Annotated in this window: 19 protein-coding genes; 11 read left to right on the forward strand and 8 right to left on the reverse strand. The window is 43.7% G+C overall.

The genetic code is table 11. From position 1 onward, the window contains the following. Window positions 1-103: 103 nt before the first annotated feature. The 4 genes from E5S67_RS03135 to kaiC are packed head-to-tail and all read right to left on the reverse strand — an operon-like array spanning window position 104 to window position 5,250. The gene (locus E5S67_RS03135) at window positions 104-2,806 is read right to left on the reverse strand and encodes a PAS domain S-box protein (protein WP_172185393.1); all 2,703 of its coding nucleotides are present in this window, start codon (window positions 2,804-2,806) and stop codon (window positions 104-106) included. Beyond that, window positions 2,781-3,170: a circadian clock KaiB family protein gene (locus tag E5S67_RS03140; protein WP_172185395.1), complete on the reverse strand. Its 390-nt coding sequence runs from the start codon at window positions 3,168-3,170 to the stop codon at window positions 2,781-2,783. The genes E5S67_RS03135 and E5S67_RS03140 overlap by 26 nt, the downstream gene beginning before the upstream one ends. 30 nt (window positions 3,171-3,200) lie before the next feature. Beyond that, window positions 3,201-3,527 (reverse strand): circadian clock KaiB family protein, encoded by a 327-nt coding sequence (locus E5S67_RS03145; protein WP_172185397.1) that lies wholly within the window; start codon window positions 3,525-3,527, stop codon window positions 3,201-3,203. Between the two features lie 25 nt (window positions 3,528-3,552). After that, window positions 3,553-5,250: a circadian clock protein KaiC gene (gene kaiC, locus E5S67_RS03150; protein WP_216670165.1), complete on the reverse strand. Its 1,698-nt coding sequence runs from the start codon at window positions 5,248-5,250 to the stop codon at window positions 3,553-3,555. 420 nt (window positions 5,251-5,670) lie between these two features. Here kaiC and E5S67_RS03155 point away from each other — a divergent pair, with 420 nt between their 5' ends. Beyond that, a complete protein-coding gene (locus tag E5S67_RS03155; RefSeq protein WP_172185399.1) occupies window positions 5,671-7,821 on the forward strand; it encodes an EAL domain-containing protein in 2,151 nt (716 codons plus the stop codon). Between the two features lie 164 nt (window positions 7,822-7,985). Here E5S67_RS03155 and E5S67_RS32210 read toward each other — a convergent pair whose 3' ends face one another. After that, window positions 7,986-8,129, reverse strand: a complete 144-nt coding sequence (locus tag E5S67_RS32210; RefSeq protein ID WP_216670166.1) for a hypothetical protein — start codon at window positions 8,127-8,129, stop codon at window positions 7,986-7,988. 93 nt (window positions 8,130-8,222) lie between these two features. Between E5S67_RS32210 and E5S67_RS03160 the strand changes: the two genes are divergently transcribed. The 4 genes from E5S67_RS03160 (at window position 8,223) to pip (ending at window position 11,755) form a co-directional block, all read left to right on the forward strand. Beyond that, on the forward strand, window positions 8,223-9,170 hold the full coding sequence (locus E5S67_RS03160; RefSeq protein WP_172185401.1) for an NAD(P)-dependent alcohol dehydrogenase: 948 nt from the start codon (window positions 8,223-8,225) through the stop codon (window positions 9,168-9,170). A gap of 454 nt (window positions 9,171-9,624) precedes the next feature. Then, the gene (locus E5S67_RS33105) at window positions 9,625-9,774 is read left to right on the forward strand and encodes a hypothetical protein (RefSeq protein ID WP_246276607.1); all 150 of its coding nucleotides are present in this window, start codon (window positions 9,625-9,627) and stop codon (window positions 9,772-9,774) included. A 137-nt stretch (window positions 9,775-9,911) separates the two neighbouring features. Further along, entirely contained in the window at window positions 9,912-10,757 is an 846-nt protein-coding gene (tatC, locus tag E5S67_RS03170) for a twin-arginine translocase subunit TatC (RefSeq protein ID WP_172185403.1), read from the forward strand. A 50-nt stretch (window positions 10,758-10,807) separates the two neighbouring features. Next, window positions 10,808-11,755: a prolyl aminopeptidase gene (pip, locus tag E5S67_RS03175; protein ID WP_172185405.1), complete on the forward strand. Its 948-nt coding sequence runs from the start codon at window positions 10,808-10,810 to the stop codon at window positions 11,753-11,755. 354 nt (window positions 11,756-12,109) lie between these two features. On the opposite strand, the gene E5S67_RS03180 is transcribed toward pip, so the two are convergent. Together E5S67_RS03180 and E5S67_RS03185 are read right to left on the reverse strand one after the other, a co-directional pair. Beyond that, window positions 12,110-12,418, reverse strand: coding sequence for a carbon dioxide-concentrating mechanism protein CcmK (locus E5S67_RS03180; protein ID WP_006631236.1), 309 nt, complete (start codon window positions 12,416-12,418; stop codon window positions 12,110-12,112). A 411-nt stretch (window positions 12,419-12,829) separates the two neighbouring features. Next, the gene (locus E5S67_RS03185; protein WP_172185407.1) at window positions 12,830-13,147 is read right to left on the reverse strand and encodes a DUF3067 family protein; all 318 of its coding nucleotides are present in this window, start codon (window positions 13,145-13,147) and stop codon (window positions 12,830-12,832) included. A 214-nt stretch (window positions 13,148-13,361) separates the two neighbouring features. Here E5S67_RS03185 and petC point away from each other — a divergent pair, with 214 nt between their 5' ends. From petC to E5S67_RS03215, 6 genes are all read left to right on the forward strand, one after another. Continuing rightward, window positions 13,362-13,904, forward strand: coding sequence for a cytochrome b6-f complex iron-sulfur subunit (gene petC / locus E5S67_RS03190; protein WP_172185409.1), 543 nt, complete (start codon window positions 13,362-13,364; stop codon window positions 13,902-13,904). A 159-nt stretch (window positions 13,905-14,063) separates the two neighbouring features. Beyond that, window positions 14,064-15,053 (forward strand): cytochrome f, encoded by a 990-nt coding sequence (gene petA, locus E5S67_RS03195; protein WP_172185411.1) that lies wholly within the window; start codon window positions 14,064-14,066, stop codon window positions 15,051-15,053. 105 nt (window positions 15,054-15,158) lie between these two features. Further along, window positions 15,159-16,010, forward strand: coding sequence for an alpha/beta fold hydrolase (locus E5S67_RS03200; protein WP_172185413.1), 852 nt, complete (start codon window positions 15,159-15,161; stop codon window positions 16,008-16,010). Between the two features lie 111 nt (window positions 16,011-16,121). After that, window positions 16,122-16,565 carry a photosystem II protein PsbQ gene (psbQ, locus tag E5S67_RS03205; protein WP_172185415.1) on the forward strand — a complete coding sequence of 148 codons (444 nt, stop codon included), beginning with the start codon at window positions 16,122-16,124 and terminating at the stop codon, window positions 16,563-16,565. A gap of 192 nt (window positions 16,566-16,757) precedes the next feature. Further along, window positions 16,758-17,885: an NAD(P)/FAD-dependent oxidoreductase gene (locus tag E5S67_RS03210; protein ID WP_172185417.1), complete on the forward strand. Its 1,128-nt coding sequence runs from the start codon at window positions 16,758-16,760 to the stop codon at window positions 17,883-17,885. A gap of 51 nt (window positions 17,886-17,936) precedes the next feature. Beyond that, a complete protein-coding gene (locus E5S67_RS03215; RefSeq protein WP_172185419.1) occupies window positions 17,937-18,419 on the forward strand; it encodes a hypothetical protein in 483 nt (160 codons plus the stop codon). Window positions 18,420-18,613: 194 nt separating this feature from the next. Here E5S67_RS03215 and E5S67_RS03220 read toward each other — a convergent pair whose 3' ends face one another. Further along, window positions 18,614-19,030, reverse strand: a complete 417-nt coding sequence (locus E5S67_RS03220; protein ID WP_172185421.1) for an NUDIX hydrolase — start codon at window positions 19,028-19,030, stop codon at window positions 18,614-18,616. Between the last annotated feature and the right edge of the window lie 249 nt (window positions 19,031-19,279).

Genomic DNA, 19,279 nt, shown 5'->3' on the forward strand with positions numbered 1-19,279 from the left:
GATGTTACAAGAAGCAAAGTGACCTTAATTGTCACGAATCCCGTTTGCCAAAAACACGCTCTCATCTGGACTAAAGTGCATTGAGGCTCCTTGCTTACCTGCTTTAATCGTTCCTTAGCCCTAATTTAGATAAATCAGTTAATTCCATAATGATATCCGTTTTAAAATTTAGCACTAAATCTTTGAGGGCATTCGCGATCGCCCCTTGAGAAGAAGGTATTCGTTCAATTAATTCCAGCAGGATATCTGCATCACAATAGTACGCCGCTTCATACATTGCCTGTAACAATTCGGGGGGCATTGTTGCTAAAGCGTCCCTGGATAATTCAACCCTCGCCAGGGGAGAAAGAACTTGAGAGGTAATGGGCGAGATGCCATCTAGTTTATCCTCGTCTAACGACAGTATCTCCGTTAACATTTGCAATAATTCTCCGATCGTGTACGGTTTCAATAAAAAACTTTTTACATCAGCATCTAATGCCAGTTTTCTATTCTTAATGAGTCCGCTAGTCGCAACGATCTTCACCAGAGGATTGATTTTTTGCAAAGTCTCAATTGTGGTAACACCATCTAGGTTGGGCATCATCATATCCATTAAAACAACACTGATTTCCTGTTGATGTTCGGTATAGAGAGCAAAGGCTTCAATCCCATCACTAGCGAGTATTGTTCTGTAGTTATAGTTTTCGAGAGAGGTTTGTGTTACCTCTTGAATAGAGGCTTCATCATCCACAATTAAAATCAACTCGCCCTTACCTCTGGGCAGTAATTTTTCTCGGGGTATGACACTCACCTCTCCCTCTATAGCAGGTAAAAAAATATTAAATTCGGTCCCCTTGCCCAACTCGCTATCAACCTTGACAAAACCGCCATGAGTTTTGACAATCCCCGCCACGGTTGATAATCCTAGTCCCGTTCCTTTGCCAATATCCTTGGTCGTGAAAAACGGGTCAAAAATTCGGTTTAACAATTCTGGTGGGATGCCGCTTCCTGTATCAGAAACCGTCACCACCACATAAGAACCTACTTTTGCTTCCAAATTTATCAGGGCATCATGTTTACCTAATAGACGATTTTCAGCGCAAATAGTCAAAGTTCCTTCGTCTGGTATCGCATCTCTGGCGTTAATCATCAGATTCATAAATACTTGGTGCATTTGGGTAGAATCTGCCGAGATTCTCCACAGTCCGTTAGTAGGTATTTCCGCTGAAATTGCGATTGATTTAGGAAATGTCTGTTTAGTAATACCGATCACTTCTAGGAGCAGGTCGCCTAGCTGTAATATTACATAATTACCTTCCGTTCCTCTACTGAAAAGAAGAATTTGCTTGACCAAATCTGCCCCACGTCTAGCACTGCTAGAAAGAATCGTAAACAGTCTTTCTGTCTTATCATCCAGGTTAGGAAATTTGAGAGGAAGCATTTGAGTAACGCTCAAAATCGGGGTAAGAATGTTATTAAAATCATGGGCGATTCCACTTGCTAACGTTCCTAAGCTCTCTAATCTCTGGGCATGATAAAATTGTTTTTCAAGTTGTTTTTTTTCTGTAATATCAGTGTTAATTACGAGAATAGATTTTAGCTTTAAAAAATGATTTTCTACCAAAATTCTACGACTTTCTACGATAATATTCTTGCCTGCTTTAGTGTTTTGTTTTATTTCACTTTGCCAAATACCTTGTTCGCTAGTGGTTTTTATAGCCTTAGTCTGAGCAATTGGTTGATTAAATAAGGTTTTAGTTTTTTGCCCGATAATTTCGGTTGCTGTCCAACCATACAAACGTTCAGCTCCTTTATTCCAAAATAAAATTTGGTCGTCTAAATCGTGTACAAAAATGGCATCAGTAGTAAGATCGATTAAGGCTGCTTGTTCGGCAATTTTTTGCTCTGTTTCTTTGCGTTGAGTAATATCCGTAATAATTTCTATGCCCACCCAACAATCTTGTTCTCGATCCCATTCAGCGACATAGTTTGAGGAAAGCCAGCGAATAGTGCGATCGCCATGCAAAAAACGATACTCAACGATCCCCGATCGCCCTCCTTTAATGTTTTGCACCAATGAGACAAGAGCCTTTTCTCGATCTTCAGGTAGTATATTTGCCGTAATTAGGGAAGAATCGGCTTGCACGGCTTCTAAGCTATAGCCAAAAAGCTGTTGGGTCCCTCCTATCCAAGAATCGATTTTAAACGTGCCATCGGTCAAAAGACGAAAATTATTAATAACGGCGATCGCGCTGTTGAGAATTTGACTGAGTTTAGCAGCTTCTTTAATTTTAGATTCTGTAATATCAGTAATAATAATACTATTAACTAAAAGCTCATCTATTTTCAATTGTTTAAGCGATAATTTGACAGGTACTTCCTTATTTCCTGTTGCCGCGATCAAAGATAACTCTCTGGTGAGAGTTTCTTTTTCTTGAACCTCCTGTAAAAGTAGTAAAAACGCTTTTCTATCCTTGGGGGCAATAAAGGTTTCTAACCTAGAGCCAATCAGGTTTTTTAAAGAAAAATCTAAGAGTTCTGAGAGTCGCTTATTACAGTACAAAATCAAGCCTTCAGAAGAGACAGTTGCTGCTCCTTCCCCCATTTGTTCAACTAAACACTGATAAACATAATCTGCCCCCTGAAGCGTAAAAACTCGCTCTCCTTGCTGCGTAGAAACAACAACAGCGTCAACTTCGCCAGAACAAATAGCCTGCAACGTTTCTTCCGTCACATTTAGACGTTCCTGCACTTCAGCCAATTGCTGCTGTAGCGTTTCGACTTCTTGGCGCAACTTTTCAATAGGAGCTTGGGAGTCCTTCACTGCTTTCCTCTTCAATGATATTTTTAGGCACAATATTAAGACCCATTAACACTTTTTCCGTATTCGATAAATTGCCAATAATCTTTTGTAAGGGCGTAGGTAACTGTTTAATCAAGGTGGGAACAGCCAGAATATTCTCGGCAACAGCGGCTTCTGTCTGTTGATAAATATCAATAACTTCTAATTCATAACGTCCTTGGAGATGTTGCTCACAAATTTTTTTGATATTTTGCAACGCCGTCACCGATTGGAGCGTTGTACCTGCAATATAAAGACGTAGGATATAATACTGTTCCTGCGATTGGGACAAAGCCTGTTCAAAAAGTTCTGTGGTTTTTAGGTTAAAATCTTCTGAGTCAATCATCGTTAGTGCCGTTAATGCCTAAATATTGAGTTAGCGTTCATCCATAAGAGGACTTATGTGCAGTCCTACTAAAACTTTTTCAGTATTCGATAAATCACCAATAATTTTTTTAATCGGTTCGGGCAATTTTCTGACGAGGGTTGGTAGAGCAACGATGTTATCTTCTATCGCGAGATGGGGCTGTTTACTTAAGTCAATAATTTCAATGCTATATTGACCGTTAAGGTATTCCTCACAGATTTTCTTCAAATTGGCAAAAGCAACCAGAGATTTAGGGGTTTGTCCCGCCACATATAAGCGCAGTTGCCAAATCTCTGCTCTTTTTGTGTTAGCGGTATCTGATAAATGATCGGTCATGTTTTTTCTCCTTAGAAAACAGATTTTAGAGATTAAGATGGCGTAATCTTCCTATAGAGGTTCGATTATCCAGCACCGTTTTTTGATATTCTTCTTCTTCTTCTATCAGCAAAGTGAATTCCTCATCTCGATTGGTTAATTGCATTTGCAGAGCTTCGATCTGAGCTTGTATGAGATGTTTTTCTCGCTCACACTCGCGTTTTTTGAGTTCAAAGCTCTGTCGCCGTTTTCTAGTGGCAGATTGTTCCTCTAATGATTGATTGATTCGTTGCGTTCCTGTTAATACCTTGCCATCTCCCAAATAAACCTCCACCAAGTTTACCCCTTGATTGGTGAGCACAAATTCTCGTACTTGATTTGAGTGCATCATGCCGCGAGATTTGAGGACATAGAGAATCCGATTGCGCTCCCCATTGACCTTGAGGGTTTGGAGTTCCAACCAAGTATCCATCAGAGAGGAAACACCCATTTCTGTCTGTTCGTAGTCGCGGTCAGTATCACCGGGAGTTAAATCGGTCAAGAAAACGGTGATTTGCTTACTCTTTAAGTAGTCAATTAAGCGCATGAAAAAGCTTTTTGTTTGCATAAAGCTTCCACTCAAAATGAGATTACTCATCGGATCGATTACGATCGTACTTGGTTGAAATTCTTTGACCCAGCGATGGATCTTAAACAAACGCATTTCTAAATTATAGTTAGTGGGACGTACCGCATCAAATTGCAATAATCCCTGCTCTACATAGGGGGCTAAGTCAAGACCAATCGAGTTTAAATTACGGAGAATTTGTTGGGGGGATTCTTCAGTGGCGAGATATAAACACCGTTCGCCCCTCAGGCAGGTTGCTTGGGCAAAATAAGCGGCAAGGGTCGTTTTCCCCGTTCCTGCCCTGCCTGTAACAAGAATACTGCTACCCCGATAGTAGCCCTGCCCGCCAAACATTTCATCAAGTTGCGGGATGCCCGTTGAGATGCGCTCGTTAGAAACCTCATGGTCTAACGTTAAAGAAGTAATTGGTAAGACAGAAATGCCATTTTCTTCAATTAAAAAAGGATACTCATTATTACTATGGCGAGAGCCGCGATATTTGACAACTTGGATAGTTCTTGTGGCGATATCTCCAACGGTTTTTTGATCTAATTTGATCACACAATCCGAAACATATTCTTCTAAACCTTGACGGGTTAAGGTCTGTTCTCCTCTCTCGCCAGTGATTACGGCTGTCACACCTTGGTCTTTTAACCAATGAAATAAACGGCGCAATTCTGCTCGGAGAATGTTGGCATTGGCTAAACCAGCAAACAAGACTTCTATCGTGTCTAAAACTACCCGTTTAGCCCCTATTTTTTGAATCGCATAGCCTAGACGAATAAATAGGGCTTCTAGGTCGTATTCTCCTGTTTCCTCAATTTCGCTGGCTTCAATATAAATATGATCGATTAATATTTTGCCTTCAGCGCTCAATTCAGTTAAATCCCAGCCTAAAGATGTGACATTTTTGGTGATTTCTGCCGCCGTTTCTTCAAAGGTAAGTAAAACTCCAGGTTCCCCGTACAGTGTTGCGCCGCGCACTAGAAACTCCACACCAAATAACGTCTTACCGCAACCCGCTGACCCGCAGATTAAGGTTGGTCGGCCTTGGGGTAAACCTCCATCTGTGATTTCATCAAGCCCCTGAATACCCGTTGGGCATTTGGATAATTGTAGATGTTGATTTTTTTCCATAATAAAATAAAAAATGATTTTTAATAGGACTTACATAAGCCCGCAACTATCCTACCTGTGACAGTCTAGGAATCTGTGCTATTGTCTTTATTACCCGTGTATGATTAACAATATCACTTTTTGTCGATCGAGTATCCATAGCTTTTCGTTTCTTGAGGGAAGCGCCAGCAGGTGGCGGATTACATCGCGGCAATTAAGAGAAGGCGGGGAATAGAGCCTTTCTATAGATCTGGGCGGGTGATAACCCGGCTGAAACCACGATTCAGTAAAGATTGAGCTAACTTATGGTAACAAAAGATAGGCAGCCGAATTGTTACAAGCTAGCCTATCCCAAAATAAATGTTACTAACATTCTATCAGACCCACTTACCAAAACAACTGACCCATACCTAATGGATTGTACTCACAATCTTACTGAAGATGATTAGCGATTCAGTTACCAGCTATCGAGGCAACATTTTAATCGTTGACGATTTACCCGACAACCTGCGTTTGCTGAGGGATACATTGAGCGAACACGGTTATAAGGTTCGCAGTGCGACGACAGGGGCAATGGCGCTCAGAGCCGCCCAATCTCCAGCCACGGAATTAATTTTACTAGACATTAAATTGCCAGATATGGATGGCTATGAAATTTGCAGACAATTAAAATCTGAAGCTCGCACCGCAGACATTCCAGTTGTTTTTTTGAGTGCGCTCAATGACACTTTCAATAAGGTGCAAGGGCTGGCCGCAGGAGGAGTAGATTATATTGCCAAGCCGTTTCAAGTCGAAGAGGTATTGGCGCGTGTGGAAACTCACCTAACTATCCAACGACTCCGCAAAAGCCTTCAAGAACAAAATTTGCGCCTCATTAAAGAGATTGAGGAACATCAACGCCTCGAAAATGCCCTTTTTGCCGAAAAGGAATTGGCTCAGGTGACATTGCAATCGATTGGCGATGGCGTCATTACTACTGATGCTCAAGGTAATATTAGATATTTCAATCCTGTTGCTGAGCGACTAACAGGCTGGACATCGGAGGAAACTGAAGGAATGCCTCTGTCTGAAGTTTTTATAATCGTTAATGAAGTAACGAGAAAGCCAGCAGAGAATCCTATAACTCAAGCTCTGTCAAAGGGGAAAATTGTGGGCTTAGCTAACCATACTATTCTCATTGCTCGCGATGGGACGGAGTACGGCATTGAGGACTCAGCAGCACCAATTCGAGACCGCCAAGGCCAAATTATCGGGGCAGTCATCGTCTTTCATGATGTTACCGAATCGCGCTATCTTGCCAAGCAACTTTATTGGGAAGCCAGTCACGATGCCCTGACGGGTTTAATCAACCGTAGAGGATTTGAACAGCAGCTAATTGAGGCGATCGCCTCTGTTCAAGTTAGCAATCAGCAGCACGCTCTCTGTTATTTAGATTTAGATCAGTTCAAAGTAGTTAACGATACCGCAGGTCATATTGCTGGCGATGAGCTGCTGCGCCAAATCACTACACTGTTACAAAAGGGAGTGCGCGCTAATGACACGCTGGCTCGCTTGGGAGGTGATGAATTTGGTCTTTTGCTCACTCAATGTCCACTATCTCAAGCAGCTCTGATTGCGGAAAAACTCAAAGATCTAGTGCATCAGTTTCGGTTTATTTGGAATAACAAAACCTTTATCATCGGGGTCAGCATTGGAGTTGTTGCCATTGACCAAACCAGCCAAGATTTAATGCCTGTTCTAGGAGCGGCTGATGCAGCTTGTTATGCCGCCAAAGCCAAAGGTCGCAACTGTATTCATGTTTATAGCCTAGATGATGGCGAACTAATTAGACAACGTGGTGAGAGACTGGTGGTTTCCAAAATCAGCCGAGCGTTGGAAACCAATCATTTTCGTCTCTACTTCCAAAAGATTGTCTCTATTAGCTCTAGCCCATCATTAGAGCATTATGAAATTTTGCTAAGAATGCTAGACGAAAATGGAGAAATAGTCGCTCCCAATGAGTTTATTCCCGCCGCCGAGCGTTATGGCTTGATAACTAAGATCGATTGTTGGGTAATCGAAACTTTTTTCTCTAATTATCATAATTTATCTGGGCAACAGGTTCTTACTGATGGCTTATATACGATCAATATTTCTGGCGCTAGCATTAGTAACAATCAATTTATGATGTTTTTAATCGACCAATTTCCTCGCTACCAAATTCCTCCTCAGAGCATTTGTTTTGAAATCACGGAAACCGCCGCGATCGCGAATTTTGAGCAAGCCAGATATTTCATGAGCGAACTCAAAAAGATTGGGTGTCGCTTTGCTTTAGATGATTTTGGCAGTGGGTTGAGTTCCTTTGCGTATCTGATCAATTTACCAGTTGATTATCTAAAAATTGATGGTACTTTTGTCAAGAATATTAGTCATAATTTGATTTCTCAAGCAATCGTTGAAGGATTTAATGGTATTGCCCATGCGATGAATCTTAAAACTATAGCTGAGTTTGTCGAAGACGAGACTATCTTAGAAAAATTGCAGGAGATTGGAGTAGATTATGCTCAGGGGTATGGGATCGGGCATCCCGTCCCTATTAACTTTAATCGCTAGCCGTCCCATTATCTCTCTTGTGTCACTCTGGGATAAAACCTTGATAATGAGATAATGAGCAAGGCATGGGTATTTTGGGCAGAAAGAATATCCTGATATTTTGCTAAAGCCTTGAGAAAAATTCGTTGCGGGCGTGAGTTAAATCTGATTCATTGAACAGGTAATTACCAATAAACAAGGTAAGAAATCCGATCGCCAGCCTGTAAAATGACGTACAGCCGATCGATCGCGCTCAGCCAGCGGGCTGATTGCCTGACCCCTGCGCCCTGTCTGGAGGTTTCAAGAAAGTCGATCGCCCGCTGCAACAAGCCTGACTCAATTTACTGTGTCACCTTGATATGGAATGTGCTGTAATTGTACAGGATTGAGTGTTCTATTAGAAATAAACCGGAAAATTTGCCATGAAAGCAGTTGCGTTCGATCGCTACGGTTCAGCCGAGGAATTGCAGTACCGAGAGTTGGAAAAGCCGATCGCTAAATCCAATGAATTGTTAGTGCGAGTTCGCGCTAGCAGCGTCAATCCAGTAGACTGGAAAATCCGGAAAGGACACCTGCAACTATTAACAGGATATAACTTTCCTCGAATAGTCGGTTCTGACATCTCTGGAGTTGTCGTGGAAGTCGGCCGGGAAGTCACCAAATTTCAACCCGGAGATGAAGTTTATACTTTCTTAAATCCCATCAATGGGGGTGCTTGCGCCGAATACGCGGCCGCGCCAGAATCCGATGCAGCAATTAAACCGAAAAACATCACTCATGCAGAAGCAGCAGCAGTACCTATCACAGGTTTAACAGCTTTGCAATCACTACGGGATTTGGGTCAAATTCAAGCAGGAAATAAAGTATTGATTAACGGCGCTTCCGGTGGAGTCGGAACTTTTGCCGTGCAAATCGCAAAAGCAATGAACGCGGAAGTAACAGGAGTTTGCAGCGCTAAAAACAGAGAATTTGTCAACAGTTTGGGAGCAGATTTTGTCCTGGATTACGCGGAAGTTGACTTTACTCAACAGCCGGGTAAATATGATATAATCTTGGATGCTGTCGGGACAAGAACATTTGCTGAGTGCGAAAAAGTGCTGCAACCCGAGGGAGTTTATATCTCGACTTTGCCAAGTTTTGACAACCTCGCACCAATTTTAACGAGCTGGTTTGTATCGGGTAAAAAAGCTAAATTAATTGTTGCCAATGCCAACACCAGCGATTTAGGGGTTTTGCGGGAATTAATAGAATCCGGTAAAGTTGAGCCGATTGTCGATCGCACTTACAGCTTACAAGAAGTAGCAGCAGCCCACATTTACAGCGAAACTGGCCGCGCTGTCGGCAAAATTGCGATCGGCATTGACAGTTAAAAAAATCATGCTTAACCAAAAAAAATTAGAAATACAACTCTCTGATTGGAACCTGATAATCCAATCGCGACCGGAAAAAACTCAAGCTTACATTCGGCAGGGATGGTTAAATTTAAACTAGGACAAATTGCCGAGTCTATCGCCTATTTCGACACCGCAGAAAAACTAGACTGGCGCATTATACCTTAGCTGTGGCAGCGCGGACTTTCCTACTACGCCGCCATATTTTCCGAGGGATAAAAACAGTTTGAAATCGACTTAAGAGTCAACGGTAAAGACGTAGAGGAAACCGTGCTTGCCGTTAAAAATGACGCCTGATTGGTGAGACGGCAAGTTTACGAAGTTTTTGCCGGAAACTGCAAGCCAGACCCTGTTTTAGCGACAGAGAAAAAAGAAGGCAAGCGCGGCAGTTTCTACAGCCACTTATACTTAGGATTGTACTGGGAAGCGGAAAATGACAGAAGAGCGATCGCAAACCTGCATTCTCAAAGCAGTGTCAGAATCCCAGCCCGATGACTATATGTGGTACGTGGCAAAAGTCCACCAAAAAATGCGCGGTTGGAGTTACAGTAAAAGAGCGATCGCCCGCAGTTTGCATAAATAGGACGCTTGCTCAAAAAACCCGGTTTCTAGGTAAAATATTCGTTGTGAGCGAGGTAAATTCACCCATAAACCTGGTTTTTGAATCAATCTGCGTCCATGACTAATAAACCTAAAACCTAAATAAGATCAAAAATTCCTATGACTGTTCCCTCAAACTTGGAGACATCCGAACAAGGTTCCGACAACAATCTCGAAGCAATTAGCCCGGAAAACAGCATTGCACCAATCGCAGGCGCTGCGATGGGTTCCCGCAACTTAGAAAACGAATTTCTCGACGAACTTCCCGACGAAGTTGAGATGTCTTTGTTCGACCATTTAGAAGAATTGCGGCAGCGACTTTTCTACTCGCTAATTGCAGTAGCAATCGCTGTAATTGGTTGCTTTTTCACAGTTAAACCCATCGTGCAACTGCTAGAAGTACCGGCCGGGCCCGTCAAGTTTCTGCAACTAGCTCCCGGCGAGTATTTCTTTGTTTCTATCGAAGTAGCCGGATACAGCGGTTTGCTCCTCGCCAGTCCGTTTATTTTTTACCAGATAGCGCTGTTTGTTCTCCCCGGCTTGACGCGCAAAGAACGCAGGTTGCTCGGGCCTGTTTTTTTCGGTTCGAGTTTCCTATTTTTGGGCGGGTTAGTATTTGCTTACATCGCTCTGATTCCGGCGGCGCTTAATTTCTTTGTTAGCTATGGGGCGGATGTTGTAGAGCAGTTGTGGTCGATCGACAAATACTTTAAATTTGTGCTGCTGTTAATGTTCAGCACCGGTTTAGCTTTTCAAATCCCAATTCTCCAAGTATTGCTCGGAGTTTTGGGCATAGTTTCTTCCAACCAAATGCTCTCCGGCTGGCGGTATGTAGTCTTGGGAGCGGCCGTTTTGGGAGCGGTTTTAACGCCTTCTACTGACCCTTTAACGCAAAGTCTTTTAGGAGGTGCGGTGCTCGGCTTGTATTTTGGCGGGGTTGGTTTGGTGAAGCTTTTAGGACGGTGATTTCTTAATGATGTAAAATAAACACGATCGAGTTATAAATCCTTGAAAAAATGCGAGAACTTTACCCGCCTAGACACCCTTATAACGAAGGAGAACTCAAAGTTTCTGACCTCCATACCATTCATTTTGAAGAATCTGGCAACCCAGAGGGAAAACCTATTGTATTGCTACACGGGGGACCAGGAGGTGGATGTCCGCCTTTTTATCGACAATATTTTGACCCGGAAAAGTGGCGTTTGGTGATGTTTGACCAACGCGGATGCGGTCAAAGTAAACCTCATGCAGAATTGCAAGAAAATACCACTTGGGATTTAGTCAACGATATTGAGAAACTTCGAGAATATTTAAATATTCATCAATGGGTTGTTTTTGGTGGTAGTTGGGGAAGCACTCTATCTTTAGCTTACAGTCAAACCCATCCCGACCGTTGCAAGGGTTTAATCTTGCGGGGCATTTTTATGTTGAGACAAAAAGAAATTCGCTGGTTTTATCAAGAAGGAGCAAGTTATATTTTCCCGGATGCTTGGGAGGAATATGTTAAACCTATCCCCATAAATGAAAGGGATGATCTGCTAACAGCTTATTACCAACGCTTGACGAGTCCAGATGCTCAGATTAGATTAGAAGCGGCTCGTGCTTGGTCAATTTGGGAAGGGAGTACGAGTAGATTATTTCCAGATTTAGATTTAAAGCAAAGGTTTGGAATTGATGCTTTCGCGGAGGCGTTTGCCAGAATTGAGTGCCATTATTTTATCAATAAGGGATTTATCGATCCAGAAGATAAATTGCTTTTAAATATAGATCGCATCCGCAAGATTCCGGCGGTTATCGTTCAGGGAAGATATGATGTTGTTTGCCCGATGATGTCGGCGTGGGAACTGCATCGTGCTTGGCCTGAAGCTGAGTTCATTGTAGTTGCCGATGCCGGACATTCGATGAGCGAACCGGGAATTCGCACCTGTTTAATGGAGGCAACAGATAAGTTCGCAGACTGGTAGTCAATCGATTTTAGATTTTAGATTTTAGATTTTAGATTGAAGCATTGACCCTACGGATAAATTCGTGGGCAAGTTTCATCGGATACAGGTTTTTTATTTCTGGGTCCTGAGTCTGCTTTCGGAATGAATCCGGGGGCTTGTATCCTGGATGCTTTCGGTCATCCAAATTGCTAATGGTTAATTGCTAATTTAAAATTAGTCCTATAAATATTTTCCGCGTGATGGTAATTTATTGCTGAGTATTGGGCGATCGCTCAATTTTAAGGTCGATCAAAAATATAGAGACGCGATCGCCCGCGCCTCTATAATTACTAAAAGTTAAAATTCAACACCAAAGTTTGATCAAAACTTTGACTACATTCGGAACTGTTCTACTTCGGGAGTATAGCCGATCGGCAAAACGTAATCCAGATTCTCGTGGGGACGAGCAATTATGTGATACGATAGCAACTTTCCACCATCGACCTTTTTAACTGATTCAATTCCAGCAGCAACGGCTGCTTGCACTTCAGAAACATCTCCTCGCACTATAATTGTCCAGTAGGCGCGGGTTATTTTCTCATAGCGAACTAAAGTAACACGGGCTGCTTTCACCATAGAGTCTGCAACTTCTACGGCAGCGGGAAATCCTAAGACTTCAACCATTCCCAGTGCAACACCCATTACAACATTCTCCTAAGTTTCACAAGATATCTGACCTTCATTGTATGTGAAATTGTTGACAGAAATTGGTTCGGATGATTTTGGTAAGAATGAAGGACGATCGCCCAAAATTAAAAAAGCCCCTAAAAAGCCCCACAAGCTGTTGCGGCATTTAAATCCCACAGCAGGGGGCGCGCAGCAAAGCCCGCCACACAAGACTTTGAATCAAAACACCTGTGCAAATTAGATGCGCGACATCTTAGTTTCTCACCAGCGGCAAGTCGTATGACAAGCTCGCCGATCGATTTTCGGGACTTTGGACTCAACTAATCCAGTCGCGGCGCGACACAAAACTTTAGGGAACTCCCCCAGATCCCGGCTGTGGAGTCAATCTAAAATCTAAAATCTAAAATCTAAAATCGACTGAGTGATTCAAAACTCGTCTAGCAACCACTCCGAGGCTCTTTCACCCAAATCTAGGGGAACGCTGACAGCTTTGCCCAAGCGCGGGCGATCGCGAGTAGTTACGATAAATTCTCTCACCTGTGCCGTGCTGCCCCAGCCGTTGAGGTAATTGGCCACCGCATCCAAATGCTCGATATAATCAGCCTCCGTCATCGGAAAAGATGCCTGTTCTAGATATTTCCACATAACTTGCACAAAAATCTTGCCCCGCGTCCGCCGCAATCTGATATCGTAAGACTTTCCCCATTTTTCTAGCAGTAGCTGGTGTAAATCCTTGCCCGTCATGGTTGCTCCTGAGTTAATCCATTAAACAATAAAAGACAAAGTTCAAAAAATGTAATAATACTCTAATAAAGGCTGGAAGGCGCATTCTTAAAAGGAATTTTTGCGACCTAAAATTTGTGCGAGCAGATTAACGGCAATTATCCTCCTTCCTCTGCACGTACAGGTTCGCTAACAGCTAACAAACAAACGTAACTTAAAACCGTAAAGGCAGGTCATGGCTCAATCTTCTGCTGGAAATCCCGATGTCCCCGATATGGGGCGTCGCCAATTTATGAATTTGCTGACGTTCGGTACAGTCACAGGTGTTGCACTGGGCGCACTCTATCCCGTTGTCCAATATTTTGTTCCTCCGTCGAGTGGGGCAGTTGGCGGCGGAGTGACAGCTAAAGATGCCTTGGGCAACGACATCCTCGTTAGCGAATATTTGGCTTCGCACCCTGCAGGCGATCGCACTTTAGCCCAAGGTCTCAAAGGCGACCCCACTTATCTTGTGGTGGAAAAAGACCAATCTCTCGCCGACTACGGCATCAATGCAGTTTGCACTCACTTGGGTTGCGTCGTGCCTTGGAATGTTAGCGAAAACAAGTTTATCTGTCCTTGCCACGGTTCTCAATACAACAATGAGGGCAAAGTGGTGCGCGGCCCAGCGCCTTTGTCTCTGGCCCTGGCCCACGCCACTGTCGCAGATGACAAGATCGCTTTTACCCCTTGGAAAGAAACTGATTTCCGCACCGGCGAAGCACCTTGGTGGTCTTAAACTATTTTGGATTTTAGATTTTAGATTTTAGATTGGGGATCGGCGGTGAAAATTACAGATAATTGCATCCCTAAAACAGTCTAATCATCCAAAATCCAAAATTCCAAATTCCAAATCTAAAATTCACGCATTGTCTGACCTTTGAGATTGAATACTCTGATGCCACAAACTAATTTATCTGCGATATTTCGCCGCAGTGCCAGGACGATCGCGAAAACAGCCTTAATTGCGATCGCAGCAGCAGGATTTTTCCTCACCAGCGACATCGCACTTCCCCAAGCAGCATTTGCTTACCCTTTCTGGGCCCAGCAAACAGCACCCGCTACTCCCCGCGAAGCAACAGGCCGCATTGTTTGCGCTAACTGTCACCTCGGTGCAAAAGTGACTGAAGTTGAAGTGCCGCAATCTGTTTTGCCTGACACAGTGTTTGAAGCTATTGTCAAGGTTCCCTACGATACTAACGTTCAACAAGTTGTCGGCGACGGCACCAAAGGCGGCTTGAATATCGGCGCAGTTGTGATGTTGCCCGAAGGTTTCAAGATTGCTCCCGCTGACAGAATTCCCGAAGAAATGAAGGAAAAAGTCGGCGATCTTTACTTCCAACCTTACAGCGAAACCCAAGAAAATATTGTTTTAGTGGGCCCCGTGCCGGGAGAACAGTACAAAGAATTGGTATTCCCCGTTTTGTCGCCGAATCCGGAAACAGACAAGTCGGTTCACTACGGCAAATACCAAATTTTTGTCGGAGGCAACCGCGGTCGCGGTCAGGTTTATCCTACTGGCGAAAAGAGCAATAATAGTGTTTATAATGCTTCGGTAGCTGGCACCATTTCTAAGATTGCTAAACCTGAAGATGGCGGTTATCAAGTGACAATTCAACCTGCCGAAGGTGCAGCCGTTGTTGATACGATTCCCGCCGGCCCTGAACTGATTGTTACCGAAGGACAAACAGTTGCAGCAGGCGAACTTTTGACGAGCAATCCTAATGTGGGCGGCTTCGGTCAAAAAGACGTGGAGATTGTGCTGCAAAGTGCCGATCGAGTTAAAGGATTGATGGCTTTCGTGGCTTTGACCATGCTGGCTCAAATTATGCTGGTTCTCAAGAAGAAACAGGTCGAAAAAGTTCAAGCTGCTGAAATGAATTTCTAAGTGCGGCTGTAATTAGTTGGGTAAGGTACTCTGTGCACACCCAACTATTATGTAAATAGGGCGGGTATTCCCCGCCTTATTGTTTAATAAATAACCAGTAAAATAATGTCAATTGATGAGAAAATAGTTGAAGTAGGCCCGCTGCAATGGTTTTATCGGGAAACAAATCCGGTTAACGAAACTGGTAAATTACCGGTACTGCTGCTGCACGGTTTGCCGTCCCAGAGTTTTACCTGGACTGTAATAATGCCGGATTTGGCTGCCCAGGGATTTAGATCGATCGCCCCAGATTGGGTGGGCTACGGGCGATCGACAAAACCAGACAAACGCGACTTTTCCTATACTCCCGATGCTTTTGTTGACGCCCTCACAGGCTTTATTCAAGCTATAGAATTAGACCGATTTTACCTCGTTGTCCAAGGATTTTTAGCTTCAGCAGGCATTCAATACGCTTTGCGAAATCCCGATAAAATTGAGCGTTTAGCTATCATCAATACACCAGTTTCAGCAGATATAAAATTGCCTTGGAAAATGCAGCAGTTGGGACTGCCTTTTATTGGCGACATGATGACGCAAGACCCGCTTTTGGTTGACAGAACTCTCGAAGGTGGCAGCCGCCAGACGATATCAGACAAAGATTTAGATGTTTACCGCCGCCCGTTTTTGAAGAGTTCGGATGCCGGTCGATCGCTCATGAATACAGTCCGCAATATTCAATTGTCGCAGTCAATGGCAGAAATTGAATCCGGCTGGAAAGCCTGGACTCGACCAACTTTATTTGTATGGGGTTTGACAGACCCTTGGCTGAGTGTTGAACCAGCTCAAAAGCTAGTCGGTTCCCTGCAAAATGCAGAGTTAGTCACACTGGAACAAGCGGGGCATTATCCTCAAGAACATTGGTCAGAAAAAGTTGGCGATGCTCTGATAACTTTTCTGCGCCGCCAGGAGGTAAAATAATATTTTGTACATAACTCTCGGTGCTAGGTCAGTGAACCAGCTCCTCGCCGAGCTGCATTCCTAGGCAGAGCCTGAGAACTAGAAATCTAAAATCTAAAATCTAAAATCGATATGACTCGTCCCCGTTCAATTTTTGCCTTGATGATGGCGTTTTTGATGGCATTTCTGGTTAGTTGCAGTAGTGTCGAAGCAAAAGTTCCAACGACTTACACAGCAGCCCAAATCCAGCAAATTCAGCGCTCTGTTCCTACCCTGACAGAGTTGCGATCGCGCATGGACAAATTGGGAACCCTAATTCAAAAGCGAAATTGGGTTGATACCAGAACTTACATTCACGGGCCTCTCGGCGAATTGCGCAGCGCCATGAGAACCGTGTCTGGTAGTTTGTTGCCGAAAGCTCAAGAACAAGCTGTTGATTTGACTAAAAGTTTGTTTGCTGATTTGGTAGAGATTGACAACGCTGCTAAAGCGGCTGACTATGCGAAAATCACGGCTAGTTATCGAAAAGCCGTGAATGATTTCGATACCTTCTTGCAGCTAATTCCTAAAGCCTAATAACTTTGGGTTTGTAGGGTGCGCACGGATCGCCAAGATAATGCACCAAGGTAGGGTGCGCACGGATCAGCGAGATAATTTGATCCGTGCGCACCCTACTAATCTTTAGTAGGGTACTCCGTGCACACCCTACGAAAAACTACGATAAATTTCTATAAAATCTAAAATCTAAAATCTAAAATCTAAAATTGAATGATTCGTGTTGCAATTCTTGGTTGCGGTATTGTTGGGGCTTCTATCGCCTTTGAACTAAGTCAATTTCCCGAACTGAAAGTTACTGTGTTCGACAAACAGCCGCCGGCACAAGGTTCTACTGGCGCTGCCCTCGGTGTTTTGATGGGAGTTATCAGCCACAAAACTAAGGGCAGAAATTGGCAGTTGAGGGAAACCAGCCTTCAGCGCTACGAAACTTTGATTCCTGAATTGGAAGCAGTTACGGGGCGAAAAATTCCTTTTAACAAACAAGGAATTTTAATGCTTTGTTCGGAGGGAGAGGATTTAAGTAAGTGGGAAAAGTTGGTAGCAACTCGCGAGTCTCAAGGTTGGAAATTAGAAATTTGGGATGTGGAGCGAGTGCGCGAACTCTGCCCTCATCTCTACTTAAATGATAAGATTATTGCTGCAATTTATTCGCCTCAAGACCGGCAAGTCGATCCGACGGCGCTAACTTTGGCTTTGGTTGATGCTGCTGAACGAAATGGGGCGATTTTTGAGTTTGGGGTGGAAGTTGAAGGAATTACTCAGTTGAATTCTCAGGTGTCTCAGATTCAACTCCCATCTTCCATTACTGTCAATATGTCTAGTGGAACAGGCATCTTGCCTGTTATTGAAAATTTCGATCGACTAATTGTGGCGGCTGGTTTGGGTTCTGCTGCTGTGACTGCATCGTTAAATCAGTTGGTTGACATTCGCCCGGTGTTGGGACAAGCGCTGCATTTGCGATCGCCCAATCCTTTAGGAAACCCAGATTTTAAGCCAGTAATTACGTGCGATGACGTTCACATTGTGCCTTTGGAAAATCAGGAATATTGGGTGGGGGCGACGGTTGAGTTTTCAGAAAATGGCGGGGAAATTCAGGCAAATGCTGATATGTTGGGGCAAGTGATGGCAAGGGCGATATCCCTTTGTCCAGGCTTAGCAGAAGCTGAAATCATCAGGAAATGGTCGGGATTGCGCCCGCGGCCGGAAGGGCGACCGGCCCCAATTATCGAGACGCTTCCCGGTAACGATCGCGTTCTCATCGCCAGCGGCCACTATCGCAACGGTGTTCTGCTGGCCCCTGCAACAGCGCGATCGATTCGAGAAATGATTTTGCAATAATTAACAAATGTTAATACAATCAAAATAGCGATTCATATCTTACATCAAAAAATGTCCGACAAATATTTAGGTAAACCCCGGTCTTTGTGGCGAGTAATTTGGCTGTCCGCAGTCAGCTTGCTGCTATATTACGGATGGTACAAATGGATTATTCAAGAAGAATTGCGTCGCTATAAAGGCAGCGGTTGGTCGGGAACCCTTTGCTTGCTTCCCTTTGTTTTAGGAGTAGCCGTTCCCCAGGCTTTGCGGATATTCGACCCTGACGTTCCCGGATGGTTTGGTTGGTTTTCCTTGCTTGGTATTGCTTGGATTTACATCGTGCAGTTCAAACTTTACAACACAGTGAACGAATTGTACCGCCAAGAAGGAATCAAAGAACCGCTAACAGTTTGGTGGATTTTTGTACCCGGTTTAAATTTAGTTGTCGGCTTGCGGCAAATTCACTTTTTGAGCCAGTTTTGGGCGAAAAAACAGGGAATTGAAGTTAAGGATAACTTAGCCGAAAGTATTCCTTTTCTGTCAGCTAACGCTTAAGGGGAAACTTTTTACACTGATATCATAAGTTTGTAGGGTGCGTCAGTAATCATAGCTCGATTTTCAAATAATGTAGCTGACAGACGCACCCTAGAAGTTTATACTAAGACCAAAAAGTGGTTTGACGCGCTACTTATGGCGGTAAGGTGCGCACTGCGAACTCTACATAATTAGGTTTTGCATCCAGGACTGAATCACCAGAACCTATTCTGCAAATCCGCCAAAATGAGTTTGAGTTCCGGTTCATTAACCCGCTTAATTGCTTTAGGAATACTTACCCACTGCCGCTTTCTCTTGCTAGCTTCCGGCCAAATTTCCAGAACTGCTTGCACTTGCATTAAAAATACCCCTACCTGCCAAGTACAGCCGGACTTTTGATACTCGTAAGTTCCAAGCAAATCCGGGAACACTTTACCCAACAAACCTGCTTCTTCCCAAGCTTCCTTGGCGGCGGAATCTTGGGGAGTCATGTCAGATTCAATTAATCCTTTGGGAATAACCCAGCGCTTGCTAGCCGAAGAAGTAATCAGCATTACTTCAATTTCTCCGTCTTCAATACGATAGGGAATTACCCCGGATTGTTCTACCAATACAGCGGTTCTTATACTCATGATTTCTGCAATATTTCTGGGTGCAAAAGCTGCTGCTAGTTCATCAAAGGTTTACAACTAAAAAATAAAAATTGCCTCCAGATTCTCAATAATTCCCCAGTTGAGACAACAAAGTCGAGAATAGAGATAGTTGGCTTTTCCCCTCTGTGGAAAATAGGAAATTCCCCTGCACTCCCACTGAACAATAATATTATTATAATAACCGGGCGCAATCCTCTACCGACAAGCAGATAAAAGCCGATCGACAAT

This window comes from Microcoleus asticus IPMA8, assembly GCF_013179805.1.
Taxonomy (GTDB): domain Bacteria; phylum Cyanobacteriota; class Cyanobacteriia; order Cyanobacteriales; family Microcoleaceae; genus Microcoleus; species Microcoleus asticus.